Here is a 26835-nt window from a genome sequence, read left to right as displayed (position 1 = left end):
CATCAGTCAACAGTCAACGAATTGACTAAAAGCTGGTAAGCTGATACCTGACAACTCAGAGGCGACAGCTATCCAACAAATGGAATGGCACGTAAGCGATGCCCAGAGTCTGGGATTAATCGATAACGAAATTGGCGACCACGGTTTTTCAGCGGCGGAGTACGAAATAGTCCGCCGCGTGATTTATGCGACTGCTGATTTTGAGTACAAGTCTTTAATTAGTTTTTCCGATCAGGCTTTGCAAGCCGGGGCGGCCGCTTTGGCTGCTCGGACTACGATCGTGGTAGATGTGCCGATGGTGCAGGTGGGCATTACGCCCCTAATCCAAAATACCTTTGCCAATCCGGTTTACTGTTCGATGGAGGCTTTGACACGCCCTCAAAAGGAAAGGACGCGGGCTGCTTGGGGGATTGAAACTTTGGCAAGACGCTATCCAGAGGGAATCTTTGTGGTGGGCCAGGCTCAAACTGCTTTGTCGGCGATCGTGGATTTGATTGAAGCTGAGGAAATTCGACCGGCTTTGGTGATTGGGACTCCTTCTGGGTTTGTGGGGGTTGACGTGGCTAAGTCGCGGCTGCACGATTCCATGGTTCCTCACATTCGGATTGAGGGCCGCAAGGGCTCTGCGGTGGTGGCTGTGGCTATTGTTAACGGGCTGGTGGATTTGGCTTGGCAGGCTTACGGCCAAGAGGGGAACAGTTGATGATTTTGTGTGCTGCTGGCGCGGATGGGTGAGTAGAAAAAATTGGGTGGTGAGAAAGTGGCTGAATCTGTCTCTGAACAAGGCTTTGATTGCCACTTTCAGGCATCGGTAAGTCCCTAATTGAAGAGTGAATGAGCCAACAGCGCGGCTTGAGTTCGATCGCGCAAATTTAACCTACTCAAAATATTCGTTACATAGTTCTTTACCGTGTTTTCGGACAAAAATAATGTTTGAGCAATTTCTCGGTTGTTCGCGCCCGAAGCTATTAAACGCAACACTTCTAATTCTCTGGGCGTGAGTTGCTCTAATTCTGGCGGAGAAACAACCGTCGGATTGGTTGCAGCAGGAGTCATCAGGGCTTTCTCAAACAATCCCGGGCCGAGTTGCGTGTGTCCTTTATAAACAGCGCGAATCGCTAACGCAAGTTCCTCGGGTTCGGTATCTTTGAGCAGGTAGCCTTTTGCACCCAGCCGCATTGCTTGGCTGACATATTCATCGTCATCAAACGTGGTTAACACTAGCACTTTTGTATCGGGATAGGATTTGGATATCGCCCCGGTTGCTGCTACGCCATCCATCACGGGCATCCGAATATCCATCAGCACGATGTCGGGCTGCAAAATGGGGATTTGGGCGATCGCCTCCTGTCCGTTTTCAGCTTCACCAATTACCTGCATATCAGAATAGCATTCCAGAATACTCTTGATTCCCCGGCGAATAATATGCCGATCGTCCACTAGCAAAATCCGAATCATATAACAATCCTCGCATCAATTAGCGTCGGGCAAACCGCACTGCATTATCATTTCTTCAGTCTCTTAGAGAGGGACAAAAGTTTGTATAGACGCGGTTGAAACCGCTGATTTCTATATGTTTTGAGAGGGCAAAGCAACCGAAATCCGGCAACCGTTTCCAGACTTGCTGTAAATCGCAAATTTACCGCCGGCAGCGGCCACTCGTTCGCGCATTCCCTGGAGTCCGAATCCAGTGGTATTTTGTGCAGGATCGAAGCCTTTGCCGTTGTCAGCAATCGACAAATAAATCTGTCCTGCGTGTTGCTGCAACCCAACTGTCACCACCGTTGCATCAGCGTGTTTGTGAATATTTGTGAGCGATTCTTGCACAATTCTGTAAAGTGTTGTATTGATTTCCTGAGATAGCAGAACTGGTAAGCGAATCGAGTTGGAAACTTCGATCGCAGTCATGCGCTGAAAGTCTTGGAGAAGTTTGTCGATCGCACTTTCGAGCGACAATCCTTGCAAAGGATTCGATCGCAAAACCGAAACAGATTTGCGAATTTCTAACAAAGCTTCCGATCCGAGTTGTTTCGCCTGTTTCAGAAACCCCAGCGCTTTCTCATCCTCCGATTTCCAGAACAAGAGGGCATTATTGAGCTGAATCGTTTGAGCTGCTAGGGTGTGTCCGAGTCCGTCATGGATTTCGCGGGCAATCCGATTGCGTTCCTGCAAAGTTGCCTGGTCTTCAATTCGCAGTGCATAGTGGCGGAGTTGTTCGTGAGTTACGGCTAATTTATCGTGAGCGATTTCTAATTGCTCTCGGCTTTGGCGTTCCGCAATCAACGCATTAATTAACAATAAAGCGAACACTAATGTCAAGCCAAATAATAACACATTGCTAAATCGCCATTCCCAAACAGTTGCAATGACTTTTTCAGGTAAAATAGGTTTTAATAACAGTAGCGAGCTATAGGAAAGCAGAGCTAAACCCAAGACAGTCACCTGCCCCGGCTGGCGGAAGATCAGACAACTGCGCATCAGCAGCACGAGAAAAAGCAAAAAGCTCGATCGGCTCGATAACCCTTCATTGACAATTGGCAGCAAAATCAAGCCAAATTCTAGGGCTGTAAATAAAATTTTTCTACCTAACCGAACGGTTGGCAAACGCAACCCGAGCGCGCCAAAAAGTGCGATCGCGCCAACCCGTAACAGCAGCGACCAGAGCGAATGAAATGGATGCAGCACTTCCATCAAGGCTGCCGTCGCCAGCAGCAGCCACTCCAAATAAAGCAACAAACGAAAGGACGGATAGGTCAAGCGAATCATAGAACTTTTCCCCATCAAAAGCTGGAGCGATTCAAGCAAGGTCGCTGACCTAATTGTAGAAGGTATCTTGGAGTCAAAAAACACGTTACCCCCTTATGTTCAGAAGGAAGTTCGGCAACGCGCAGTGAATCGGGATTTAACGGATGAATGTTGAGGGAATTGGTCATTGAGCAATTCTCCCACTCTCCCATTCTCCCACTCTCCCGCTCTTCCCGCTCTCCCCTTTTGCCATAACAGACAAGTTATGTGTAGCAGCTTAGCGAATCTGCCAACGATCGCGCTAGAGCCTTTTCGGCTGATTTTGGCATTTGGGACTAGGAAAAAAGTCACAACCGCAAAGTGCTTTTTGACTGGTCAAGTTAGGAGTCTTGGGTCATGCGCTGACTGATTTTAGCCTATAAGATTTGGTGGTGAAGGTTAATTAGACGCAGTAAATCATGAAAAGAACAACGATCGCACCAGCATTTCTCCTCGTCGGTGCACTTTTGGTAGGCGGTTTGTCTGCTTGTACGCAATCCAATGCTTCCGAACCTACCCTACCTGAGACGACGGCGACCAATCCAGTAAGTTCCGACCAAGCGAAGGCGGATTCTGCTTCCTCCCAAGCTGCTCAACCTGTCGCGGCGACTGCAACTCCAAGTTCAGCGCAACCGAAAGCAACGGATGCAGAACGCGCACAGAAACGCGAGGAACTTCGCAAACAAGTCGAAGCGGTGTTGACGCCCGAGCAGGTACAACAGTTAGAAACTAAAGTCAAGGGAGGTGAAAAAATGCGAAAAGCTTTGTCGGAGCTAAATCTCACCGCCGAACAAAAGACAAAAATTAAAGAAATTCTCAAGACTGCTTATCCTCGGGGACAAAAGCAGTCTCAAACAAGTTCGCAATAACGTTCTGATTGGGTAACTTGCAGTGCGAAACTGATACAGGACTTGCGCGGGTTCTCCGACCTACTCCACAAGAAAATTGATGTGTTGTGGAACAGGCATCTTGCCTGTTCTTGAGAATGATAAATGATACAAGATGTTAGTTACAAATGAGATGTTGCTCACCTTTTGCACCATTGTTAATAAGCCTTTTACGAACAGGAAAGATGCCTGTGAAGCGATAAAATTCATCTTTTGTAGAACAGGTCGGAAAGCCTGTTTTTGAGAATAGTGCAAGATGTTAGTTACAAAGGAGGTTTGTGATGATCGAGGAAATTATTAGTGAAAGTCGGAATGGCACTCGCCCTAAAGTTCCTGACGAAAATCAGAAGCTGAACGAGCAACCGACGCATAACGTAGAAATTGTTAGTGAAACTCCAAAGGACGCTCTCCGTGAAGTTTTTCAGGAAGCTCCAACTTTGCCGGAGAGCAAACCGGCGGACAGTGTTGCAGCCAAACAACCGACGGAAAAGGTGCTGGCGAAAGGGCGGATTGCGCTGTTTTTGCTGGGGTTGCTGCTGGTGGGTGGGTTGGGATTTTTGGTTTGGCAGCGATCGACTGCTCCTAAAGCGGAAAAACCGAGCCGCAGCGGCAGACTGCAAGTGACTCCGGTAACGGTGGCAACAGTAACGCAAAAAACTGTTCCGATACAGTTGCAAGCGATCGGCAACGTGCAATCGAGTTCTACTGTCTCGGTGACAGCACAAGCTAGCGGGCGGATTACAGGAGTTTATTTCAAGAAAGGACAAGAAGTTAAGAAAGGACAACTGCTGTTTTCGATCGACGATCGCTCTCAAACTGCCTCGATCCAGCAAGCTCAAGGAATCGTAGCAAAAAGCCAAGCACAGGTGCAACAAGCCACAGCCAACCTTTCTAAAGACCGAGGAGTTGTCGAACAAGCCAGAGCAACCCTGGACAAAGACCGAGGAATTGTCGAGCAAGCCAAAGCGACCCTGGAAAAAGACCGAGGAATTGTCCAGCAAGCCAGAATGACTCTGGCTAAAGACAAAGGAGTCGTCGAACAAGCCAGAATGACTCTGGAAAAAGACCAAGGCGCAGTCAAGCAAGCGATCGCCACCTTGACCAAAGATCGAGCTCAAGCCCAATATGCCGAAGCACAAAGTCAACGGTACGCAGCTCTCTACCAGCAAGGAGTAATCAGTCAAGATCAAGCCCAACAATACGCTACCAGCAGCCGAGCCGCTGCGGCAACGGTCGATCTTGACCAGCAAGCGATCGCCAATGCTGAGACGGCGGTGAAGAGCGATCGCATCGGGATTGCCAATGCTGAGGCAGCCGTCAAAAGTGATGAAGTGGCGATCGCCAATGCTGAGACGGCGGTAAAAAGCGATCTAGTAGGGATTGAGAATGCTGAGACGGCGGTGAAAAGCGATTTAGTGGGGATTGAGAATGCTCGGGCTGTCGTGGAAGGCGATCGGGCTGCGATCGAGGGTTCTCAAGCTGGGTTGAGTGCGGACGGCGGTGCCTTGAAAAATGCTCAGGTGGAATCATCCTATACCAAGGTCTATGCGCCGATCGACGGGCGCGCCGGAAATGTGCTGGTGACAGAAGGCAATGTGGTGCAACCAAGCACCGACAAACCCTTGGTGACAATCTCCACAATTAATCCAATTCAAGTTGCCTTTTCGGTTCCTGAATCCAACCTCCCAGACATCCAAAAATACGCAGACAACGGCAAACTTAAAGTTGATGTCACCTTTGCCGGAAACAATCGTCCGATATCGGGAACCTTGTCATTTGTGAACAATACGGTTGACAATGCCACTGGTTCAATTCAACTGATTGGCGACTTTAATAACGCAGATGGCAAACTTTTTCCCGGTCAATTTGTTAACATAACTCTAACATTAAGTCAACAACCAAATGCGATTGTTGTTCCCTCACAAGCTGTACAGACAGGGCCGAACGGACAATTCGTGTTTGTCGCCCAAGAAGACGATACAGTGGAAAATGTGCCTGTAGTTGTCAGCAATACAATCAACGGCTTAACTGTGATTCAAAAAGGTCTGGATGCGGGTGATGAAGTTGTCACCGACGGACAAGCAAATCTGGTTGATGGTAGCAAGATTCGCATTAAAACCGCAGCGGATGCTAAAGATAATTCAGATAATACTAAAGGCAATAATAATTCAGACACATCTGGAGCCAAAGAAACAGGTGTAAAATCTGGCGGCGACTCTAATTCATCGGGAAATAAGTCATGGAAATCGCGCAAAAATCCCTAGGGCGAGCGATTTTATATTTGGATTATCGAAAGTTATTTTGCAGACAAAAGTAATCTCAAACCCCTGCAATTGCTTCACTTCGTTTCGTTATTGCCAGATCGCGAAGTCGAAGGTTAAATAGTCAACCATCATTCAGTTTTGCGACTGACAGTCAACAGTCAACAGTCAACAGTCAACAGTCAACAGTCAACAGTCAACAGTCAACAGTCATTCCGGTAAAACCGGAATTGATATAATGAATCTCTCAGAACCGTTTATTCGCCGTCCAATTATGACCACCTTGGTGATGGCGGCCATTCTGATTTTTGGTTGGATGAGTTATCGCTTACTGCCGATTAGCGATTTGCCAAACGTCGATTATCCCACGATTCAAGTCAGCGCTTCCCGGCCCGGCGCCAGCCCGGAAACGATGGCTGCATCGGTGGCGCGCCCGCTAGAAAAGCAATTTTCCAGCATTGCTGGACTCGATACGCTAACCTCAACCAGTACCAGCGGCAAAACTCAAATTACGCTTCAGTTCAATCTCAGCCACAATATTGACGATGCGGCGCAAGATGTGGAATCGGCTATTTCCTCGGCCTCGGGCCAAATGCCCAACGATTTGCCAAATCCGCCGACTTACAGCAAAGTCAATCCCGCCGACGGGCCAATTCTTTACCTTTATCTCACTTCACCAACGCTTCCGCTTTCTGAGGTTGATAAATACGCACAAACCTATCTAGCGCAAAAGCTTTCGACAATCGCCGGTGTGGCGCAAGTACAGATTTACGGTTCTCAAAAATATGCTGCTAGAATTCAACTCGATCCGCAACAGTTAGCAACGCGGCAAATTGGCATCGATCAAGTGCAAACTGCGATCGAACAAGGAAACGTCAACTTACCGACAGGAAGCCTTTCCGGTAGCCATAAAAACTTTACCGTGCAAACCAACGGACAGCTTCAGGATGCAGCAGCATTCCGCCGTTTAATCGTGACGTACAAAAATGGACAGCCTATTTATCTCGAACAATTAGGGCGAGTGGTTGACAGCGTAGAAAATACTCAACTTGCTAGTTGGTATAACAACGATCGCGCAATTATCCTCACGATTCAAAGACAGCCGGGCACAAATACTGTAGAAGTTGTAGAAACGATTCAAAAATTGCTGCCCAACTTAAAAACTCAGATTCCGAGTTCGATCGATCTTGGGGTGATGTACGATGCGTCTCAATCGATTCGCGATTCGGTTGAGGACGTTCGGTTTACGCTCGTTTTGACTATCGCCCTAGTTATCTTAGTTATCTTCTTATTTTTACGCAATCTGTCTGCAACAGTCATTCCCAGTTTAGCGCTGCCGGTTTCCCTGATCGCAACCTTTGGCGTCATGCACTTATTGGACTACTCGCTAGATAACTTGTCGATGATGGCACTGACGCTATCCGTCGGCTTTGTAGTCGATGATGCGATCGTCATGCTCGAAAACATCGTCCGCCACATAGAAGAAGGAGAAAGCCCGCGAGAAGCGGCGCTAAACGGGTCTAGGGAAATCGGCTTTACGATTTTATCGATGACGCTTTCCTTGGTGGCGGTGTTTATTCCGATGTTATTTATGAGCGAGTTGTTGGGGCGCTTGTTTCATGAATTTGCAGTGACGATTGCAGTTTCAATTTTGGTTTCAGGCTTTGTATCTTTGAGTCTGACACCGATGTTGTGCAGCCGTTTTTTGCGTCCGGTAAATCACGCCAATCAAAGCCGGCTTTATCGAGCTTCAGAGTATGTATTCGAGGTCTTTTTAAGTTTGTACGATTGGAGCCTCAAGAAAGTTTTAAAATATCACCGCACCACGATGATTTTGTCATTCGCAATGGTGTTTGTCACAGTTGGATTGTTTGTTGCGGTTCCCAAAGGCTTTATTCCCAGCCAAGACACCGGACAAATCACGGGCATTACTCAAGCTGCACAAGATGCCTCTTTTGATGAATTAGTTCGCCACCAGCAAGCCGTTGTCAGCGCGATTCGCCAAGATCCAAATGTGGAAGCAGTTAACTCGAATATCGGGGCAGGAGCGAGTGCAAATGGCGGCGGGGCGGCAGTTGCCGGAAATTCGGGAAGCTTGTTTATTCGGCTGAAACCGATCTCGCAGCGGGAGATGGGAGCCGATGAAATTGTGCAGAATTTGCGATCGCAACTAGCAGAGATTCCCGGCATTCAAGTTTTCTTGCAAAATCCTCCGGCAATCCCGCTGGGCACTCAACAAAGCACTGGATTGTATCAACTCGCGCTGCAAAGTTCTGACGTTCTACCGCTGCGGCAATACGTCCCGCAACTGGTTGACAAAATGAAAGCAATGCCAGAAATTCAGGATGTTAATAGCGATTTGCAGATGACTTCTCAAATCAAAATTGATATCGATCGCGACAAAGCCTCAGCATTAGGAATTACTGCCAGTCAAATTGAAAACACCCTGAGAAATGCTTACGGCGCTTACCAAGTTTCCACGATTTACGGTGCAAGCAACGAGTATCAAGTTATTTTGGAACTAGAACCAAAGTATCAAAAAGATCCAAATGCTTTGATGCAGCTTTACATTGCGACAACAAGCAGTAATTCGAGTGATGATTCTGGCGGTCAAACACAAGTACCGCTAGCAACGTTTGCCAAAATCACTCCGGGAACTGCACCGTTAATTGTCAACCACGTCGGGCGGATGAATGCTGCGACAATTTCCTACAACCTCGCTCCTGGGGTGGCGCTGGGAACGGCAAATAGTGCGATCGACAAAATCGTGAAATCGGTAATTCCTGACAGTATTTCTACCAATTATAAGGGTGCGAGCCAAGGATTTCAAAGTTCGCTACCGAGTTTGGGTATCCTGTTGGCGATCGCAATTCTCGTCATCTATTTGATTCTCGGTATTTTGTACGAAGATTTCATCCATCCAATTACAATTCTGTCGGGATTGCCTTCGGCGGGATTTGGCGCATTATTAACGCTGATGTTGTTTGGCGTTGAGCTCAACGTTTATTCATTCATCGGCATCATCTTGCTGGTAGGGATTGTTAAGAAAAACGGCATTATGATGGTGGATTTTGCGATCGAAGCCCAGCGCAACGACGGCAAAAAACCAGCGGAAGCAATCTATCAAGCGTGTTTAGTGCGGTTCCGACCGATTATGATGACCACAATGGCGGCATTAATGGGAACCTTGCCGATCGCCCTTGGAGTTGGTGCGGGTTCGGAATCTCGCCGCCCGTTAGGAATTGCCGTTGTCGGCGGACTTTTGTTTTCACAAGTTTTGACACTGTATCTCACGCCCGTCTTTTACATCTACATGGAATCGTGGCGGAAAAAGCTCAATGAGGTGAAGTTTCGGCAAGTTTTTTCATTTAAATGAGGACGGTAAAATAACCGTTTTAAGAGGACACGGCAATGCCATTTCCCTACCCCAAAATAATCGATTATCCTCGCGAAGAGGAGACGGCAATGCCGTTTCCCTACCCCGATTAATTGTAGGGACACGGCACTGCCGTGTCCTCACGGTTCGACATCTCACTACCAACTAAGTTTTATGAACCTTTCAGAAATATTTATCCGTCGCCCAGTAATGACCGCACTGGTCACAATCGGCATCCTAATCTTCGGTTTAATGAGTTATTTTCTGCTACCAATTAGCGCCCTACCTCACGTTGAATATCCCTTTGTAAGTGTCTCCGCTAGCTTACCCGGTGCAACCCCCGAAACAATGTCATCCTCAGTTGCCGCGCCGCTAGAAAGACAGTTCACTGAAATAGCTGGCCTCAATTCGTTTAACTCCACCAGTTCCACCGGTAGCGCAAACATTTCCCTACAATTCGACTTCAGCCGCAGTGTGAATTCTGCTGCTAAAGACGTACAAGCTGCGATCGCCGCCGCCGCAGGTTCATTGCCATCTGGAATGCCCAAACCGCCAACCTACCGGAAAGTTAACCCTTCAGTTGCGCCGGTTCTATACCTTTATTTGTACTCAAAAACCCTGCCAATTGCAGAAGTGGATGAAGCAGCAGAAGTGACGATCGCACAACCTATTTCAGCGATCGACGGTGTGGCACAAGTGCAGGTTTACGGGCAGAAACAATATGCAGTGCGGATTCAACTCGATCCGCGAGAATTGACCTCAAGGGGAATCGGATTAGATCAAGTTAGAACCGCAGTTACGCAAGGAAATGTAAACTTGCCAACCGGAAGCCTTTCTGGCGATAACAAAAGCTATTTAATTCAGGTAAACGGTCAATTGAACCGTGCAGCAGAATATCGATCGCTGATCGTTGCTTACAAAAATGGCGCAGCAGTGCGGCTGCAAGATTTAGGAAACGTGATTGACGACGTGCAGAATAACAAAGTCTTGAATTTGTACACCGATAAAAATGTTACAAATCAACCTGCAATCTTGCTGGCAGTACAGCCTCAACCCGATGGAAATACTGTCGAAATCGTCGATTCGATCGTGCAAATGTTACCCGCCCTCAAACAACAAATTCCCCAATCGATCGAAATGGGAATTATGTACGATCGCTCTCAATCAATTCGGGCTTCTGTAGACGATGTGAAGTTCTCCTTAGTTTTGTCGGTGTGTCTGGTTGTCTTAGTGATTTTTCTATTTTTACGGAACCTCACAGCGACGGTAATTCCGAGTTTAGCTTTACCTGTGGCGATTATCGGCACGTTTGCGGTGATGTATCAGTTGGGATACTCGTTAGATAACCTGTCTCTGATGGCGCTGACGCTTTCAGTGGGGTTTGTGGTGGATGATGCGATCGTGGTTCTCGAAAATATTGTTCGCCACCAAGAAATGGGAGAAGCACCGCTAGAAGCAGCATTAAAAGGGTCGAAAGAAATTGGTTTTACCATTGTTTCAATGACGCTTTCATTAGTCGCCGTATTTATTCCCATCATGTTTATGGGTGGGTTGATCGGTCGGTTATTCCACGAATTTGCTGTAACAATTTCTGTGGCAATTTTGGTTTCGGGATTTGTTTCTCTGAGCCTCACGCCGATGTTGTGCAGTCGATTTCTCAAATCGTCCCACCAACACCCACAAAACCGCTTCTACAACCTTTCAGAGCGGGGATTCGAGCTGTTGCTGCAAGGATATGAATGGACGCTAAAACCTGTTTTGAAATACCGTTTCGTAACGCTGATTGCTTCTGTAATTCTGCTGGTGTTTACGGCTTATCTGTTCGTTCTGGTTCCGAAAGGCTTTATTCCGACTGAAGACACCGGACAACTGATGGCTAACACAAAAGGAGCGCAAGATATTTCGTTTGAAGATATGCTGCTTCACCAACAAAAAGTCGTTGATATTATTCGGAAAAATCCCAACATCGCAGCGTTGAACTCAACCGTGGGTGCGAGCGGCCCGAACGCATCCGCGAACAACGGACGCATCACCATTAGGCTCAAACCCCGATCGCAGCGCCGCCTCAGTGCCGACGAAATCATCCAACAACTCACTCCTAAATTGCGCGGAATTCCCGGCATTCAAGCTTTTTTACGCTCTCCTGCTGCGATTCCGATCGGCGGTCAACAAACGAATTCACAATATCAGTTTACGGTGCAAAGTTTAGACTTGCAAGCGCTGCGTCAAGCGGTGCCGGAATTGTTAGCTAAAATCAAAACGCTACCGGGATTGCGCGGTGTGGATAGCGATTTACAACTGAGCACGCCTCAGCTTCAAGTTAAAGTCGATCGCGACAAAGCCACAACCGTCGGAGTTAGCGCTCAACAAGTGCAAAAAACCCTCAGCGCAGCTTACGGTTCTGGACAAGTTTCGACGATTTATACCCCGAACAATCAATTTACGGTTGTGTTAGAACTAAAGCCTGAGTATCAGCGCGATCCGAGTGCTTTGTCGATGCTGTACGTGCGATCGAACACCGGACAAATGATATCGCTAAGTGCGATCGCAAATGTCACCCAAACAGTCGGCCCGCTAACCGTCAATCACCTAACTGGATTGCCCTCTGCTACAATCTCCTTTGACACTCTTCCAGGCACATCGCTGAATCAAGCAACCGCAGCTATCGAGAAAGTTGCAAAGGATGTTTTGCCGCCGTCAGTGACAACAAGTTTCCAAGGTGCCGCACAGGTATTCAACCAATCTTTTAACGATCTAGGTTGGTTGTTGCTGGTTTCTATTGTGGTGATTTATTTAATTCTCGGCATTTTGTACGAGGATTTCATTCACCCGCTGACAATTTTGTCAGGTTTGCCGTCAGCCGGATTTGGTGCACTGTTAACGCTGGTAATCTTTCAGGTTGAACTCAATCTCTATTCGTTTATCGGGATTATTCTGCTGGTGGGAATTGTCAAGAAAAACGGTATTATGCTGGTAGATTTTGCGATCGAGAAACAGCGCCAAGAAGGCAGAAGCGCGTTTGATGCCATTTACGAAGCGTGCATCGTCCGCTTCCGTCCGATTATGATGACAACGATGGCGGCTTTAATTGGAACTTTGCCGATCGCCCTGGGAGTTGGTAGCGGTTCCGAATCGCGCCGCCCGTTGGGAATTGCGATCGTCGGTGGATTGCTGTTTTCGCAAGTTTTAACGCTGTATCTTACTCCGGTATTTTACACTTATATGGAAGCGTGGCGCAAACGGCTAGGTCAACCAAAAATGAAGCTGTCTGAATTTTTCTGGCGTCCGAAAACTCGACCTTCGAGCAGAAATTAATACCAAATCCGCGTTGAAAACTTCTTTATTAGACTGGGCGTTTTCAACCGCCGAGTACAATCTTGAACGTGGATTAGGGACTCTGTTTTATTAATTAATAATCAGCGGGCGATCGCCTTTTTACATCTCTGCTTTGATTCGTGCGATCGCGGTCTTTTTTCCTGCCTTTCTTAATTTGCTGACTCATCTCAACAAATACATCTTTACGCAAATAAGGATAGTCACTCACCCACACTTCGCGGCTGGGAATGTAAATATCTGAAACTTTAGCAATCCGGCCCAAATCTTCTTGATTTGACATGATTAACATTAAAGCAGCTTGACCGGGGGCAATTCCTTGGTGGTTTTTCTGCAAGGGAGCTCGGAGTGTAGTGGTAAATCCGGTTTTGTCGCCAACTTCTAAATTAATTCGCGGTTCTAAGTTGTCAACAATTACGAGTTGTCCTTTTTGATTGACTGTTTCTTCTTGACTTGTGACTTCATCTGTGATATAAATATCCAAAACTCGCCCTTGCCAAAAACCGCAGTATTTATATTTGCGGCATTCTGCATTCCGCAAACTCGCCCACAAAATCGGCCCCCACAGCCAGTACAAACCAGCTATCAATCCGGTGATTAAAACTAGCGGCGCGACATCGGAACCGGCGAAGTTATAGAATATCAGCACGAAAACTACTGTTACCGCTGAGATTAACATTCGCCTTAAAAAATCGGGCGGTTTTCCCCAGATATATTTGTATTGCGCTCCCGTGGCGACGGCGGGAATTAGTTCTTGAAAGGTTTCGCGGGTTAAGGGAATTAGCATAGGAAGTTCGGCAACAGATTTTGTAACAAATGCAACGGATGTCTGTTCGGCAGGGGATTGTATAAGCGTTGTAACGGATTTAAGGGATTGATGTTGAAATCAGAAGTCAGAAGTCATAAGTTAGAAGTTAGATTAATTCCACATTACCAAGGACTAATGACTAATGACTAATGACTAATGACTACAAGATCTTTTCCAGACCGTAAACGAGCGATCGCAGTTCAAGGACTTTGCGTATAGACAGCAACACTCCGGGCATATAACAAGCTCGATCGCTCGTATCATGTCGTAAAGTATAAACTTGACCGGCGCCGCCAAAAATTACCTCTTGGTGGGCAATTAAACCGGGTAAACGGATGCTGTGAATGCGAATCCCTTCATCGGCTAAAGAGCCCCGAGCTCCGGCTAATTTTTCGGTTTCATCCACCTCGGGGGGATTGAATGTTTTTCCCATTTCTGCTAGCATTTGGGCAGTTTGAATTGCCGTACCGCTGGGGGCGTCGGCTTTTTGATTGTGGTGCAGCTCGATAATTTCTACGTGTTCAAAATACTGAGATGCCGTGACAGCGGCTTGTTGGAGCAAAACCATGCCGATCGAGAAATTCGGTATAATCAAACATCCAGTGCTGGCTTTTTCAGCGAATTCAGCTAAGTTTTCAATTTGCTTGCTGCTCAATCCGGTAGTGCCGACTACGGGGCGAATCCCGTAAGCTATAGCCGATCGCACGTTTTCATAAACCGACTTCGGGTGCGTAAAATCTACCATTACCCCTAACTGCTTTTCCTGAGCAGCTAATACCAGCATTCCTTGCAAGTCGTCAGTGATGGGAACTTCTAGCGGGCCGCATCCGGCTAATTCCCCGGCATCGGCGTTGAGGCACTCAGGAGAGCGGTCTACAGCCCCAAATAAGGTCATGTCACTAGCATGGGCGATCGCCTTAATTACTTCACGGCCCATTTTGCCTGCTGCACCGTTAACAATCACCGGAATCGGAAGTTGATTCGCCATAATCTCAAAAATATCCAGAAAGTTCGATCGACTAAATTTTAACGCTTGTGGGAATTTGGGGAAACAAGGAATTAAAGACAGAATTTGTCGGCAAATCTTCAGAAACCCGGTTCCCATCCGAGAAATACTTTGCCAAATCGAGTTATTAGCTTAAAGAAACTCGGTTGCGGCACAAGTTCTGAAAAAATTATATTCAATCTCATATTAAGCCCAATTCTGTAAGAACAGACTTGGGCAAAGCTAATTTGCACCGACATATTTTTTTTGTGACTGCCAACTTCTCTCGGAATCTTCGATTTGTAATGTCTGTCGCAACTGGCTTCGACCTGAGTTCTCAAAACCGACGGGTCAGGATTTTGCCTGCAATGCTGGCGGGCGCGACTGTAACGCTGCTAAATATGGGAGTTAGGCAGTTGGGAGGCCTGCAAAGCTGGGAATTGGGGAGCTTTGACTCGTTAGTGCGCTTGCAGCTAGATTCCGGCCCCGATCCGCGGCTGCTGGTAGTGGCAATTTCTGAGGCCGATATTCAAGCTTTGGGGAGATTTCCGATTTCCGACAAGGCGATCGCTCAAACCTTGACAAAACTGCAAAAGTATCAGCCAAAAGTCATAGGCTTGGATTTGTACCGGGATTTGCCTCAAGCGCCGGGACACCAAGAATTGCTGGCCGCGCTGAAAGCACCGAATGTTGTGGCGATCAACCAATTGAGCGATTCAGAAAGTCCGGGAGTGCCGGCGCCTCCGGGGATACCGCCCGATCGGGTTGGTTTTAACGACTTCGTGCTCGATGCTGACGGCGTTGTACGCCGCAATTTACTTTCAGTCTCGCAAGCACAGAAGACTGCTGCTTTCTCGTTTTCTATGCAAGTGGCTTTGTTGTATCTCAAAGACAGACTGCTGCCGACAATTAGCCCGATTAATCCCAAACAAATCAACTGGGGAAAAGCAGAATTTGTGCCTTTAACTTCTGACAGCGGCGGCTATGCAAATATTGACGCCAGAGGCTACCAAATTCTGCTCAAATACCGTTCTGGCAAGCAGGTGGCGCGACAAGTCAGTATCCGGCAGGTGTTGAACGGAGAAGTTGACCCGAGTTGGGTAAAAGACAAGATCGTGCTGATCGGGACGACTGCACCTAGCACCAGAGACGTGTTTCTGACGCCCTACAGCCCGGTTAAAAAGCAAAGTCCGAAAATGCCGGGGGTGCTGGTGCACGCGCAAATGCTCAGCCAAATATTGAGTGCTGTTTTGGATGGGCGATCGGTGTTTTGGGTGTGGCCGGAATGGGCGGAAATTTTGTGGAACGGTACTTGGGCGATGGTAGGCGGGGTTGTGGCTTGGCGGATTCAGCACCCTGCGAGGGCGGGATTAGTTGGGGGTGCGGCGTTGATGGGTCTGTTGGGGATTAGTTTTGGGATTTTTACTGGGGGTGGGTGGGTGCCGCTGGTGTCGCCGGCTTTGAGTTTGGTGTTGACTGGTGGGGGCGTCAGCGCTTACAGGAAGCTTTACGATGCTTTTCACGATTCTCTGACGGGTTTGCCCAACCGGGATTTGTTCGTGGATTGTCTGGGGCGGGCGATCGCCAATACTAGGGGCCGCCGCAGCTATCTGTTTGCGGTGCTGTTTTTGGATTTAGACAGGTTTAAGGTGATTAATGATTCTTTGGGTCATTTGGCGGGGGACGAACTGCTGATGTCGGTAGTGCAGCGGTTGAGGGCAAGTATTGGCTCCGGGGATACTGTGGCGCGGGTGGGGGGCGACGATTTTGCGATTTTGGTGAGGAATGTTGATGTTGGCAGTGCGGTGGATTTGGCCGATCGCATTCACCAAGCTTTAATTGTGCCCTTTGAGTTGAATGGGCAGGAGGTGTTTGTGACGGCGAGCATCGGGATTGCCCTGGGGGGCGAACCCGCTGCTACTGTGAGCGAACAGCCGGAACACTTGCTGAGGGACGCCCACACGGCGATGTACCGGGCGAAGGCTTTGGGAACGGGAAGGTATCAGGTGTTTAATGCTTCGATGCACGCTTTGGCGGTGGAGAGGTTGCAGTTGGAGACTGATTTGCGGATGGCCCTCAAGCGTCAGGAGTTTTTGCTGCACTACCAGCCTTTTGTATCTTTGGCAAGCGGGAGGATTATTGGGTTTGAGGCTTTGGTACGCTGGCAGCACCCGCTGCGGGGCTTGATTTCGCCGGTGAAGTTTATTCCGGTGGCTGAGGAAACGGGGGCCATTGTGCCGCTGGGCGACTGGGTGCTGGAGGAGGCTTGCCGGCAGTTGCGACGGTGGGAGGAAATGTTTGATTTCGATCGGCCTTTGATTATGAGTGTAAATTTATCTGGGAAGCAGTTTGCTCAGCCGGATTTGGTCGATCGCATTCAGGCTATTTTGGGGGCAACGGGTTTGAGCCCCGAGAGTTTGAAGTTGGAGATTACTGAGAGTGTGGTGATGGATGATGTGGAGTCGGCGATCGCGGTTTTGAAGCAGATGAAAGCGTTAAATGTCAACTTGGGAATTGATGATTTTGGCACGGGTTATTCGTCGTTGAGTTATTTGAGTCGGTTTCCTACGGATACTTTGAAAGTTGATAAGTCGTTTGTGGGGCGGATGGAGATCGAAAGCGAGGGGGAGAATGTGGCGATCGTGCGGACGATTGTGGCGCTGGCTCACGCTTTGGGTATGGATGTGATTGCTGAGGGTGTGGAGACGGCGGCACAATTAGCTAGGTTGAGGTCGATCGGCTGCGAATACGGTCAGGGTTATTTTTTTGCTAAACCGTTACCGAGCGAGGCTGCGACTGCTTTGATGGCTTCCGAGCCACAGTGGTAGTTGTGGGTTATTAGTTATTAGTTATTGTACGTTAGAACTAAAATTGAAAGTCGATCTGGTTCCCAAAACAGCTCTTTAATCTGTTGGGTGGTAAAATTAGTGTTATGTAAACAAACATGAAGCTGAAAGAACTTGTCAGCCATCTCGTTATCGATCCTCGAAAATTAACAGAGTATGCTCTTAATTTAGATAATCCAGTCGGTAGCGATAAAGCTGTAATATTTCAGCGTCGTTGAGGATTTAGCCAAGAAAACTATGAATTGCTGTTAGCACAGATTTCAGATAAAACTCTTGATTATGAAGCAGTTTTAGGACTAAATGACAAACACGGACAGCGCTATACTGTAGACTTGGAAATTGTGGGCGCACAGGGACAGCAGGGGATTGTCCGTACAGGTTGGATCGTAGAACCGGGTAGTAATGGGGCGAGACTGGTAAGACTATTCGTTCGGAGGGCAAGCACGATCGTGCCCGACTTATTTGATGCAGTCGAATTGTTAGTAACATTACCAGAATCTAATTTGCACCAGGGTGTTAGAGGGGCAATTGTAGATTGTTATGATGATGGAAAATATGAAGTAGAATTTAGCGATAGCTGTGGCGAAATGATAGCTTTGTGTACTCTGTCTACCGAGCAGTTTTTAGTTGTTTGGAAGTCGAAAGAAAGGCGTTGGTTGTCTGTATCTGAGCTATTAGGTGCGATGGTTGAACGTTTGTCTGATGAACGCCAGCAACAAATTTTAGAGTTTGCGCGTTCTGTGTCTCAGAAATAGTCTGTTTTTGGCGGGGTTTTGAGAGGAATCAGACAAACTCTGTACTTGGATTTCAAGGCTGCCGATCGATTGTTGTCCGCTTGTATGTCACAATAAACAAGCAATTATTATATTTTGAGTTATCCTGTGAGTCCTACTGCCGAAGTCAGCAATAACCTGAATGCGGGCGTTCTACCAACCGTTACCGCTACCCCAGCCCGCCGCGCTGTTTTTCCCTTCACTGCAATTGTTGGCCAGGAGGAGATGAAACTGGCGCTGCTATTGAATGTCATCGATCCCAAAATTGGCGGGGTGATGATTATGGGCGATCGAGGTACTGGCAAATCTACCACAATCCGCGCCCTCACTGATTTGCTGCCGGAAATTGAGGTGGTGGCTGACGATCCTTTTAACAGTCATCCCACCGATCCGGATTTGATGAGCGATGAGGTGCGCGATCGCACTTTATCTCAAACTGACCTTAAAATCGCGCGCAAGAAAGTTCAAATGGTAGATTTACCTTTGGGCGCTACGGAAGACCGAGTTTGCGGTACGATCGACATCGAGAAAGCTTTGTCGGAAGGTGTTAAAGCTTTTGAACCCGGGCTTTTAGCTAAAGCTAACCGCGGCATTCTTTACGTTGATGAAGTCAATTTGCTCGACGATCATTTAGTCGATGTTTTGCTCGACTCCGCCGCCAGCGGTTGGAATACTGTGGAAAGAGAAGGCATTTCGATCCGCCACCCGGCTAAGTTTATTTTAATCGGTTCCGGGAATCCAGAAGAAGGAGAATTGCGGCCGCAGTTGCTCGACAGATTCGGGATGCACGCAGAAATTCGGACTGTAAAAGACCCGAATTTAAGAGTGGAAATTGTCGAACAGCGATCGAGTTTTGACCAAAATCCGCCGGAGTTTCTCGCGAAATATCAGCACGAACAAGATGATATGCAGCAGAAGTTGGTGGAAGCTCAGGAAAGGTTGAAATCGGTAACTATCGATCGAGATTTGCGAGTAAAAATCTCCCAAGTTTGCGCAGAATTGGACGTAGACGGACTGCGGGGCGATTTGGTCACAAACCGCGCGGCGAAAGCTTTCACGGCTTTGGAATGTCGCACAGAGGTGACTGTGGACGATATTCGCCGGGTGATGACTCTGTGTTTGCGGCACCGATTGCGGAAAGACCCGCTAGAATCAATAGATTCAGGCTATAAAGTGACAAAAGTGTTCGATCGGGTATTCGGCCTAGAAACAACAGAGGGGTAATTGGTAATTGGTAATTGGTAATTGGTGGTGATGAAACATTTCCCAAATTTTTAATACCTCATTTCCCATTTCCAATTACTAATTTCTGCAATGGAAAAACGAATTTTAGGATTAGATCCGGGTTTAGCAAATCTTGGCTACGGGGCAATTTCCTGTCAAATTGTCCCCGGCAAACAAGATAAAAACAGCGTTTCCCTGATTGATTGCGGCGTCATACAAACAACGCCAAAACAGGAAATGGGACAGCGGTTGAAAACAATTTACGACGATTTGCACGAGGTAATTGAACAGATTAAACCCGATCTAGCAATTGCCGAAAAACTGTTTTTTTACAAGATGGGAAATACGATACTTGTAGCCCAAGCGCGGGGCGTTTTGACCCTAGTATTGGCGCAGTGTGGAGTGCCGCTGTTCGAGTTTACGCCGGCTCAAATTAAGCAAGCTTTGACCGGCCGCGGTAATGCGGATAAATCTGAAGTGCAAGAGGCCGTGGCGCGGGAGTTAGAGTTGGGTTATATTCCGAAACCCGACGATGCGGCGGATGCTTTGGCGGTGGCTTTGACTGGTTGGTACGATGATGATATTTGTCCGAAGAAAATACAGTTGGAAACAGGAAAAATTTGATACAAAATCAAATCATCGGCAAATTAATCATAAATCCGGGCAAGACATCTTCTCCCGATAAACTCACAGGAAATTGTACAATCTCTACTTCGCGAGAATGGCGATAAATTTCTACTTGTTGGTCTTGTGGATTAATCAGCCAACCCAAGCGTAAACCGCTGTTTAGATATTCCTGCATTTTCTCCTGAAGCGGCCGCAGGGGGTCTGTGCGCGATCGCAATTCTATGACAAAATCAGGACATATTGGCGGAAATTTCTCTTGTTCTTCTGTTGTTAAAACCAACCATCTTTCCAAGCTAACCCAAGCTGCGTCTGGAGAGCGATCGCCATTATTAGGCAACCGAAAAATTGTTGAAGAACTAAACACTCTCCCTAACTGCGTTTGTTGATTCCACATCCAAACCAAGCCAATTAAATCGGCTTCTCTATTGCCGCTGACTCCGCCTACTGGTGACATAATGATAATTTCTCCTTTAGCAGTCCGTTCAAATTGCCAATCTCGATTCATTTGGCATAAACGGTAAAACTGTTCATCTGTTAGTTCGACAGTATCTAAGTTTAAAGTAACGGTTGTCATTTTTCCTAACTTCCTAGAAATATGAGTCCTACTAACCTATTTTAGCGCCGCTTTTTGTCAATTTTAACATCCCTCCTCATAGCTCTGACTTAAGCTTTAATACGAGGTTCAAGCCCCAGCTCGACTATTACGAAGTGCAAAATATCCGTGGAAAAGGTAATTAAGTTCGATCGCCCAATTCCCACGTAAATCAAAAAAATGCTATAATAGCAACTTTAATTGCTAAAATTGTCCCGCAAGCAGAGAAAACAGGAAAATAATATGGTGATTATTACCTCACAACAAATTGCCCAATTTCGCTCGCAATTAGCCGAATATCCCGCAGCCCTAAAAGCCCTCGATGAAATCGAAGATTGCGAAGGTAACATCGAAGATGCAGCGATATCTCTAGCAATTCAAGCCGGACAAGAACCGAATATATCAGAAAATTGGTTAGACGGATTGGCTAAAAGATGCCGTGTTGCTATCTGCAAATCAGAGGTTAAAGAAGAGTTGACAAACGGACAATTGAATGCAGCATTTAGAGATTTAGTGGCAGCAAAAATTTGTCCTGATATTTTGGTGACTTCGGTGATTATTTATGTATTTAAAACAGGGGTGAATGATTTTTGCGAGCCTCTAGAATATAAACTGTAAAGCCATCGCTACATTTAAAAAGTAGGTGAGGCGAAGCTATCCCCAAGGGTAGGAAATCGCCCTCATTTTTCAAAACACGATACAACCAGGCGATCGCCATTCTTGTCTACCCCTGTGCACTGCTGTACCCCGCCGGTACCAAATCCGGCGACAAACCCAAAGATTTCCCCAGCAAACGAGCAAGTTGCACTAAAAAATTAGCAGTATCTTCGTCACCTTCGCGGGCCATTGAAGCCGATATCTGGATTAGCATTTGCACAAATCCCGCATCAATTAAATCGGAACAGGAACTCAAAACCTCTGGTTCTTGGCCGTTGGGACAGGTAAGCACTCGCTCGATTAAGTTCAAATAAGCCTCTTGGCGTTCTGGATTCATTTTGGGAGGATCTGTACAGTAAATAATTTATTATTACGTTTAACTCAGTCCTGTCAATCAGGCGATCGAATAAGCGATCCCCGTCTTTCCTCTAGAAACTCCATTCAGTCGGGAATAGAGTGAAGCTTAAAGAAAATCTTAAGTTTCTCCATGCTAGTTTAGTCGAGGTAAGGTGGGCCTAGGCGCACGCTAGGATTGAAGGTAAGGTGCGCCCATAAACACCCTACGATTCCAGGGAATTAAGAATATACAAAATGAGAATAGGAATATTTTTAGGCAATCTAGGAAATCCCGCTATCTACTATCCCAAACTAGCCAAAATCACCGGCGGAGTCACAGCCAGTATTTTTCTGTGCCAATTATTGCAATGGCAAGCACAACATTCTTACTCCGGCGAATGGGTGAAAACTAACAGCAAAGAAATAGAAAAAGCCACGGGTTTAAATCAGGAAGAACAGGAATTAGCGAGACAGCAACTCAAAGTGCGATCGCTCTTGAAAGAAAAACTACCAAATCCCAACACGGAAACCCTAGAACTCTGGGCGGACATTGACGCTTTCGAGGAAAAACTCAATAACTTCTGGACAATTAATCCTGCGGATATTACAACACAGACAACCCGCGAAAACAACAATCACTCTGTAGAAATATTCCCCGAAACATCACCCCCAAATTATACAGTTAAAACCGACAAATATTTCGGGCAACCCCGCCAGCAAATAGCCGTTGCTGTCACCCCAAATTACCGATTTAGCGGCCCTTGGAACTCCCAAGAACAACTGCACAACTTTCAGCGAGCTTTAGAAGAATATGCAAAAGAACACAGCTTAGGATTCGGTCATCCTTCGGGATGGGCATTTAAAATTATTGACGGTATGACAAAAGGCTTAGCCTCGAATTTTTGGGAGGAATTTGTCGCCGGAATCCCTTTAGGAGAAAGTCAGAAAGTTAAGCGAGATTGGGAAATAGAGCCGGAAGTGCCTTATCCTGCCTTTGAAGAGGAGCGAATTCAGTATTACGTCCACAAAGGAGAACCGCTAGAAGCAGCAGTCTCCAGAGCTCGTGCTGACTTGAGAAACCCGGTTTTGGGCAAAGATTTGTGGGAGGGATTTTTGCGAAAGTGCGATCGTATTGCTGACGATGCGCTCAAAGCCAAAAGCCAAGGCGTTGACACCCCATATCTGCCCTCTTCCTTCAACGAAAAACCGCAAATCACCAAGGATAGCGTGATGCGGAAACTAGGGGCGATCGCGCCGCAATTAGCCCTCAATCAATCTACATCTGACCAGATTCCAGCACTGCCGAAACTTGCTGAAACAGCATCGCCAACTCCCGCCGAAATTCCCAGTATTTCCTCTTTGCAAAAAGCTTACCAAACTCCTCTCGGTCGAAGTATAGTAGAAAAACAAATAGCTGCAAATCCAGACTGGGGGTACGAAATAGTAGACGGTGAAATAGTCGAATCCATCCCTTTTTAGGAGGCGGATATGAAACGAATTAGCAATATCAATCCGCTGGGAGAAGAGCGACCAAATCCTTCTGAGCAAGAGAGAGAAAAACTGCGGCAGGAAAGGTTGCAGCGAGAAAGAGATGAAGCATATCAAATGTTAGTTGAACTATGCAATTTGGGCGAATATGACATGGCCCAGCAGTTGGCAAATCGACATTTTAATTGGGGTTATGAAGTAGTTGATGGGATTGTGATGGAAAGGATAAATTAGGTTCGCAGTTATCCCATTTGTCACTTCCATGGGCGGGCAAGATGCCCGCCCCACAAAAAATTTAATATTTTAATATGTCGTGGAACAGGCATCTTGCCTGTTCCTAAGAATGGTACAAATTGACTGTCACAATCTCTATGTTATAATTATAACTAAAACTTAAATACCTATCAAAATATGACAACAACTATTAACGCCAAAAATATAATGCTCGGTGAAGTAAGTCAATTTTTGAAATTCCAAGAGCAGCTTAATAATGACACGTACACAATTTTTTTATCCTTAGAATCCTTAACAGAGATAGAACAGTTAGAACTCGCCCAAATCCGCAACGATTTTCGCGAATACCTCTCAGTGGAAAGAGTCTCTGAAGGACTGGTACAGGCTTTAACTACGTTTCCCTTAATGCGATTGGCTGGCTTCTACCGCCGCCCAATCAAGATGAGTCTAGAACAAGAGATTGCTAACATAACTATAGAACATGAAGACACAACGATTACAGGCAGATTTGACATTTTAGCAATCAATAAAGAGAAACAAATTGCCGCTGATATACCATTTTGGGTTTTAGTAATAGAATCTAAAAATAGTCTAATTGCTCCCCGCGCTGGTTTGCCCCAACTTCTAAATTACGCCTCTAAAAGTTTAGAATATCAAGAGTCTGTTTGGGGATTGGCAACTAGCGGAGAGTTTTATCAGTTTGTCAATATCCGAAGAGGAAATCCCCCAACCTATCAGCTAATGCCCTTTCTGACTATGATGGAGCCTGAACCTTCAATTTTGTTGCTGCAAGTTTTAAAAGCTATTTGTAAGCTATAGCAGAAGGAAGAAGAAGGATTAAAGTCCTTAGTACAAACATAAAAAAAGAGGCAGGGAATTTTCCCTGCCTCTAATCTGCAATGACTGTTAACCTAAAATTTAGATTAGCCAGCCAATACTTTTTAGTAGCCTCTGGTGTTAGGCTTGTGGACGATGAAGCTCAGCACTTGGCACTGCTTCACGTTGTCAAAACCCATGACGCGGATGTAGCACGTCGGATTTTCTTGGCGGCAAGCTTGAATTTCAGACATGATTTCTTTGACGCTGCGAGCACCAAACAAAGGCAACTTCCACAAAGTCCAGTAGCGCATTTCAGCAGCAGAGGTTTCGTTGAATTCTACGCCGGGAATGTAGCCTTGATCCAGGATGTACTGGAGTTGCTTGCCAATTTGGGCGTCATTCAGCGGGGGCAAATAGGACAGAGTTTCGTAACGACGCTCTTTAGGTAAAGTCTTCATTTTTTGTATCTCTAAGGTGTGTGTTCGATCGCACTTGTCGATCGATTAACTCGACAAATTATCCAGATTCGGTTCAGAATCTATTGATGTTTCAGGATTACTGCTAGAAACAGACCAATTAAGTTGCGTAGTTCGCTCTAAATGCTGGCGTCTGTGTTCCATATTCGCCTGTTGAATGCCAGTAGAAACCATTTCTGGCAAATATTCTGTCACATCGTGAGCCAGATACTCTCGCACAGTCATGATCCGAAATCCTAAATCTTGATTTTCCCTCAGCAACTCTTGAATGTAAGCTTCTCCATCTTGGATTTTGCCCTTAGTGGAAAAGTCGTTCAACCAGATTGCCAGAGGAGGATTGGTTTCGCTCAACTGAGCGACCACCATCCGCACGGATTGATAGGTTAGGTAACTTGCCAGCACCTTAGCGGTGTCTTTCGCAACTTGTTTGAGATCCATTTTTGACCCCAGCTCCCTCAAATTTTAGATTTTGGATTTTAGATTTTGGATGCAAACTTACTGGTAAATCTTCTTCAAAGATAAAGACTTCCCAGCAAGTTTGCGACCTAAAACCTAAAATCTCAAACCCAAAATCATCAAACAGTATCCATTGCCTCGAACTCAAACTTGATTTCTTTCCAGAGTTCGCAAGCAACAGCGAGTTCAGGAGACCATTTGCAAGCTTCGCGGATCACGTCGCCGCCTTCGCGCATCAAGTTGCGACCTTCGTTACGAGCTTGGACGCAAGCTTCCAAAGCAACGCGGTTAGCAGTTGCACCAGGTGCGTTGCCCCAAGGGTGGCCCAAGGTGCCGCCGCCGAACTGCAAGCAGGAGTCGTCGCCGAAGATTTCCACCAAAGCCGGCATATGCCAGATGTGGATACCGCCAGATGCAACCGGCATGACACCGGGCATGGAGGCCCAATCTTGGGTGAAGTAAATACCGCGGCTGCGGTCTTCTTCGATGTGGTCTTCGCGCATCAAGTCTACGAAGCCCATCGTGATGCCTTTTTCGCCTTCGAGTTTGCCCACAACTGTACCGGAGTGCAGGTGGTCGCCGCCGGACATCCGCAAGCACTTGGCAAGCACGCGGAAGTGGATACCGTGGTTTTTCTGACGGTCAATCACGGCGTGCATGGCGCGGTGAATGTGCAGCAAGATACCGTTGCGGCGGCACCATTTGGCCAAGGTGGTGTTTGCAGTGAAACCACCGGTTAGGTAGTCGTGCATGATGATGGGGGTTTTGATTTCCTTAGCGAACTCAGCCCGCTCCATCATTTCTTCGCAGGTGGGGGCAGTTACGTTGAGGTAGTGGCCCTTGACTTCGCCGGTTTCTGCTTGAGCTTTTTCAATAGCTTCTTGAACGAACAAGAAACGATCGCGCCAGCGCATGAACGGTTGCGAGTTGATGTTTTCGTCGTCTTTGGTGAAGTCCAAACCGCCGCGCAGAACTTCGTAAACGGCACGGCCGTAGTTCTTAGCAGACAGACCCAATTTGGGTTTAATTGTACAGCCCAGCAAAGGACGGCCGTACTTGTTCAATTTGTCCCGCTCAACGGTAATACCGTGAGGAGGGCCTTGGAAGGTTTTCAGGTAAGCAATGGGTACCCGCAAATCTTCCAACCGCAGAGCGCGCAGGGCTTTGAAACCGAAAACGTTACCGACCAAAGAGGTCAGCAAGTTGGTGACGGAACCTTCTTCAAACAAATCCAAAGGATAAGCAATGAAGCAGATGTATTGGTTGTCTTCGCCGGGAACTGGCTCGATGTCGTAGCAGCGACCTTTGTAGCGGTCGAGGTCGGTCAGGAGGTCAGTCCAAACAGTCGTCCATGTACCTGTAGAAGATTCAGCAGCCACAGCAGCTCCAGCTTCTTCTGGGGGAACTCCCGGCTGCGGTGTGACGCGGAAAGCAGCCAAAATATCTGTATCTTTCGGCGTGTAGTCCGGCGTGTAATACGTTAGTTTATAGTCTTGAACTCCGGCTTTATACCCAGCCTTTGATTGAGTTTGGGTTTGCGCGTAAGCCATATCTCGCTTCCTAGTATTCGCTTAATTTTTTTGCCCGATCGCAGGCTGTTAAAAATATATCAATAAACTGGCGCTCTGGAATTTTAATATTCTTTTAATCATCATAAGTATTATTTATTTTGCTTTACATTAGGAAAATATTTGTAACATATCTTATAGAATGTAAGCGACCAAGGATGCAGGAGGAAAGGCTGGGGATCGCAGAGCCGGAAGAGGAATTTCGATCGAGGGAAATATATTGTGCAGCGAGCCGAACAGCGGATAAATACTGTTTATGTAAAGAATTTAATACTTAAAAATCAGAATTGGTAATGGGTAATGAG

22 protein-coding genes and 1 pseudogene are annotated in these 26835 nt (G+C 46.8%); 14 read left to right on the top strand and 9 right to left on the bottom strand.

Translation table 11 applies throughout. The features are described from left to right. The first annotated feature begins 79 nt into the window (after positions 1-79). On the top strand, positions 80-703 hold the full coding sequence (locus tag QUA54_RS03050) for a precorrin-8X methylmutase (protein ID WP_333413161.1): 624 nt from the start codon (positions 80-82) through the stop codon (positions 701-703). Positions 704-819: 116 nt separating this feature from the next. Here QUA54_RS03050 and QUA54_RS03045 read toward each other — a convergent pair whose 3' ends face one another. Then, positions 820-1458, bottom strand: coding sequence for a response regulator transcription factor (locus QUA54_RS03045; protein ID WP_333413159.1), 639 nt, complete (start codon positions 1456-1458; stop codon positions 820-822). A 111-nt stretch (positions 1459-1569) separates the two neighbouring features. Further along, the gene (locus tag QUA54_RS03040) at positions 1570-2766 is read right to left on the bottom strand and encodes a sensor histidine kinase (RefSeq protein ID WP_333413157.1); all 1197 of its coding nucleotides are present in this window, start codon (positions 2764-2766) and stop codon (positions 1570-1572) included. Between the two features lie 437 nt (positions 2767-3203). Here QUA54_RS03040 and QUA54_RS03035 point away from each other — a divergent pair, with 437 nt between their 5' ends. The 4 genes from QUA54_RS03035 (at position 3204) to QUA54_RS03020 (ending at position 12623) form a co-directional block, all read left to right on the top strand. Continuing rightward, positions 3204-3653, top strand: a complete 450-nt coding sequence (locus QUA54_RS03035; RefSeq protein WP_333413155.1) for a hypothetical protein — start codon at positions 3204-3206, stop codon at positions 3651-3653. 299 nt (positions 3654-3952) lie between these two features. Beyond that, positions 3953-5935: an efflux RND transporter periplasmic adaptor subunit gene (locus tag QUA54_RS03030; RefSeq protein WP_333413153.1), complete on the top strand. Its 1983-nt coding sequence runs from the start codon at positions 3953-3955 to the stop codon at positions 5933-5935. A 235-nt stretch (positions 5936-6170) separates the two neighbouring features. After that, positions 6171-9308: an efflux RND transporter permease subunit gene (locus tag QUA54_RS03025; RefSeq protein ID WP_333413151.1), complete on the top strand. Its 3138-nt coding sequence runs from the start codon at positions 6171-6173 to the stop codon at positions 9306-9308. 174 nt (positions 9309-9482) lie between these two features. Beyond that, on the top strand, positions 9483-12623 hold the full coding sequence (locus tag QUA54_RS03020; RefSeq protein WP_333413149.1) for an efflux RND transporter permease subunit: 3141 nt from the start codon (positions 9483-9485) through the stop codon (positions 12621-12623). A gap of 94 nt (positions 12624-12717) precedes the next feature. Here the strand turns inward: QUA54_RS03020 and QUA54_RS03015 are convergent, their stop codons facing one another. Both QUA54_RS03015 and dapB read right to left on the bottom strand, forming a co-directional pair. Then, the gene (locus tag QUA54_RS03015; RefSeq protein WP_333413147.1) at positions 12718-13428 is read right to left on the bottom strand and encodes a phosphate ABC transporter permease; all 711 of its coding nucleotides are present in this window, start codon (positions 13426-13428) and stop codon (positions 12718-12720) included. Positions 13429-13609: 181 nt separating this feature from the next. Further along, on the bottom strand, positions 13610-14437 hold the full coding sequence (gene dapB, locus QUA54_RS03010) for a 4-hydroxy-tetrahydrodipicolinate reductase (protein ID WP_172191861.1): 828 nt from the start codon (positions 14435-14437) through the stop codon (positions 13610-13612). Between the two features lie 302 nt (positions 14438-14739). Between dapB and QUA54_RS03005 the strand changes: the two genes are divergently transcribed. The 5 genes and pseudogenes from QUA54_RS03005 to ruvC all read left to right on the top strand — a co-directional run bounded on the left by QUA54_RS03005 (position 14740) and on the right by ruvC (position 19901). After that, positions 14740-17262, top strand: coding sequence for an EAL domain-containing protein (locus QUA54_RS03005; protein WP_333413144.1), 2523 nt, complete (start codon positions 14740-14742; stop codon positions 17260-17262). A gap of 116 nt (positions 17263-17378) precedes the next feature. Continuing rightward, positions 17379-17702, top strand: a pseudogene (locus QUA54_RS03000) (DUF6883 domain-containing protein); the annotation flags it as partial. Between the two features lie 27 nt (positions 17703-17729). Beyond that, entirely contained in the window at positions 17730-18035 is a 306-nt protein-coding gene (locus QUA54_RS02995; RefSeq protein WP_333413252.1) for a DUF4926 domain-containing protein, read from the top strand. A gap of 126 nt (positions 18036-18161) precedes the next feature. Then, entirely contained in the window at positions 18162-19277 is a 1116-nt protein-coding gene (bchI, locus tag QUA54_RS02990; protein ID WP_445301522.1) for a magnesium chelatase ATPase subunit I, read from the top strand. Between the two features lie 90 nt (positions 19278-19367). Beyond that, positions 19368-19901, top strand: a complete 534-nt coding sequence (gene ruvC / locus QUA54_RS02985) for a crossover junction endodeoxyribonuclease RuvC (RefSeq protein ID WP_172187982.1) — start codon at positions 19368-19370, stop codon at positions 19899-19901. Positions 19902-19908: 7 nt separating this feature from the next. Here the strand turns inward: ruvC and QUA54_RS02980 are convergent, their stop codons facing one another. Then, entirely contained in the window at positions 19909-20478 is a 570-nt protein-coding gene (locus QUA54_RS02980) for a Uma2 family endonuclease (protein WP_333413141.1), read from the bottom strand. 261 nt (positions 20479-20739) lie between these two features. Here QUA54_RS02980 and QUA54_RS02975 point away from each other — a divergent pair, with 261 nt between their 5' ends. Further along, positions 20740-21114, top strand: coding sequence for a hypothetical protein (locus QUA54_RS02975; protein WP_333413139.1), 375 nt, complete (start codon positions 20740-20742; stop codon positions 21112-21114). 106 nt (positions 21115-21220) lie between these two features. Here the strand turns inward: QUA54_RS02975 and QUA54_RS02970 are convergent, their stop codons facing one another. Continuing rightward, positions 21221-21490, bottom strand: coding sequence for a hypothetical protein (locus QUA54_RS02970; protein WP_172187985.1), 270 nt, complete (start codon positions 21488-21490; stop codon positions 21221-21223). Positions 21491-21744: 254 nt separating this feature from the next. Between QUA54_RS02970 and QUA54_RS02965 the strand changes: the two genes are divergently transcribed. The 3 genes from QUA54_RS02965 to QUA54_RS02955 all read left to right on the top strand — a co-directional run bounded on the left by QUA54_RS02965 (position 21745) and on the right by QUA54_RS02955 (position 24030). Further along, the gene (locus QUA54_RS02965) at positions 21745-22968 is read left to right on the top strand and encodes a hypothetical protein (RefSeq protein ID WP_333413137.1); all 1224 of its coding nucleotides are present in this window, start codon (positions 21745-21747) and stop codon (positions 22966-22968) included. A 9-nt stretch (positions 22969-22977) separates the two neighbouring features. Then, positions 22978-23211, top strand: coding sequence for a hypothetical protein (locus QUA54_RS02960; RefSeq protein ID WP_333413135.1), 234 nt, complete (start codon positions 22978-22980; stop codon positions 23209-23211). 177 nt (positions 23212-23388) lie between these two features. Continuing rightward, a complete protein-coding gene (locus tag QUA54_RS02955) occupies positions 23389-24030 on the top strand; it encodes a restriction endonuclease subunit R (RefSeq protein ID WP_333413133.1) in 642 nt (213 codons plus the stop codon). Between the two features lie 122 nt (positions 24031-24152). Here the strand turns inward: QUA54_RS02955 and QUA54_RS02950 are convergent, their stop codons facing one another. From QUA54_RS02950 to QUA54_RS02940, 3 genes are all read right to left on the bottom strand, one after another. Next, positions 24153-24488, bottom strand: coding sequence for a ribulose bisphosphate carboxylase small subunit (locus tag QUA54_RS02950; protein ID WP_333413131.1), 336 nt, complete (start codon positions 24486-24488; stop codon positions 24153-24155). Between the two features lie 45 nt (positions 24489-24533). Next, a complete protein-coding gene (gene rcbX, locus QUA54_RS02945; RefSeq protein ID WP_333197277.1) occupies positions 24534-24944 on the bottom strand; it encodes a RuBisCO chaperone RbcX in 411 nt (136 codons plus the stop codon). Between the two features lie 137 nt (positions 24945-25081). Then, the gene (locus QUA54_RS02940) at positions 25082-26512 is read right to left on the bottom strand and encodes a form I ribulose bisphosphate carboxylase large subunit (protein ID WP_172187991.1); all 1431 of its coding nucleotides are present in this window, start codon (positions 26510-26512) and stop codon (positions 25082-25084) included. Positions 26513-26835 lie beyond the last annotated feature (323 nt).

It is taken from the genome of Microcoleus sp. MOSTC5 (genome assembly GCF_036701825.1).
Lineage (GTDB): Bacteria > Cyanobacteriota > Cyanobacteriia > Cyanobacteriales > Microcoleaceae > Microcoleus > Microcoleus asticus.
Note: the sequence above shows the minus strand (reverse complement) of the source record. Positions and strands in the feature narration are given on the sequence as shown.

Coding starts and splice junctions, on each gene's coding strand:
- QUA54_RS03050 (WP_333413161.1), top strand. CDS start 80: ATGGAATGGCACGTAAGCGATGCCCAGAGTCTGGGATTAATCGATAAC.
- QUA54_RS03045 (WP_333413159.1), bottom strand. CDS start 1,458: ATGATTCGGATTTTGCTAGTGGACGATCGGCATATTATTCGCCGGGGA.
- QUA54_RS03040 (WP_333413157.1), bottom strand. CDS start 2,766: ATGATTCGCTTGACCTATCCGTCCTTTCGTTTGTTGCTTTATTTGGAG.
- QUA54_RS03035 (WP_333413155.1), top strand. CDS start 3,204: ATGAAAAGAACAACGATCGCACCAGCATTTCTCCTCGTCGGTGCACTT.
- QUA54_RS03030 (WP_333413153.1), top strand. CDS start 3,953: ATGATCGAGGAAATTATTAGTGAAAGTCGGAATGGCACTCGCCCTAAA.
- QUA54_RS03025 (WP_333413151.1), top strand. CDS start 6,171: ATGAATCTCTCAGAACCGTTTATTCGCCGTCCAATTATGACCACCTTG.
- QUA54_RS03020 (WP_333413149.1), top strand. CDS start 9,483: ATGAACCTTTCAGAAATATTTATCCGTCGCCCAGTAATGACCGCACTG.
- QUA54_RS03015 (WP_333413147.1), bottom strand. CDS start 13,428: ATGCTAATTCCCTTAACCCGCGAAACCTTTCAAGAACTAATTCCCGCC.
- dapB (WP_172191861.1), bottom strand. CDS start 14,437: ATGGCGAATCAACTTCCGATTCCGGTGATTGTTAACGGTGCAGCAGGC.
- QUA54_RS03005 (WP_333413144.1), top strand. CDS start 14,740: ATGTCTGTCGCAACTGGCTTCGACCTGAGTTCTCAAAACCGACGGGTC.
- ruvC (WP_172187982.1), top strand. CDS start 19,368: ATGGAAAAACGAATTTTAGGATTAGATCCGGGTTTAGCAAATCTTGGC.
- QUA54_RS02980 (WP_333413141.1), bottom strand. CDS start 20,478: ATGACAACCGTTACTTTAAACTTAGATACTGTCGAACTAACAGATGAA.
- QUA54_RS02975 (WP_333413139.1), top strand. CDS start 20,740: ATGGTGATTATTACCTCACAACAAATTGCCCAATTTCGCTCGCAATTA.
- QUA54_RS02970 (WP_172187985.1), bottom strand. CDS start 21,490: ATGAATCCAGAACGCCAAGAGGCTTATTTGAACTTAATCGAGCGAGTG.
- QUA54_RS02965 (WP_333413137.1), top strand. CDS start 21,745: ATGAGAATAGGAATATTTTTAGGCAATCTAGGAAATCCCGCTATCTAC.
- QUA54_RS02960 (WP_333413135.1), top strand. CDS start 22,978: ATGAAACGAATTAGCAATATCAATCCGCTGGGAGAAGAGCGACCAAAT.
- QUA54_RS02955 (WP_333413133.1), top strand. CDS start 23,389: ATGACAACAACTATTAACGCCAAAAATATAATGCTCGGTGAAGTAAGT.
- QUA54_RS02950 (WP_333413131.1), bottom strand. CDS start 24,488: ATGAAGACTTTACCTAAAGAGCGTCGTTACGAAACTCTGTCCTATTTG.
- rcbX (WP_333197277.1), bottom strand. CDS start 24,944: ATGGATCTCAAACAAGTTGCGAAAGACACCGCTAAGGTGCTGGCAAGT.
- QUA54_RS02940 (WP_172187991.1), bottom strand. CDS start 26,512: ATGGCTTACGCGCAAACCCAAACTCAATCAAAGGCTGGGTATAAAGCC.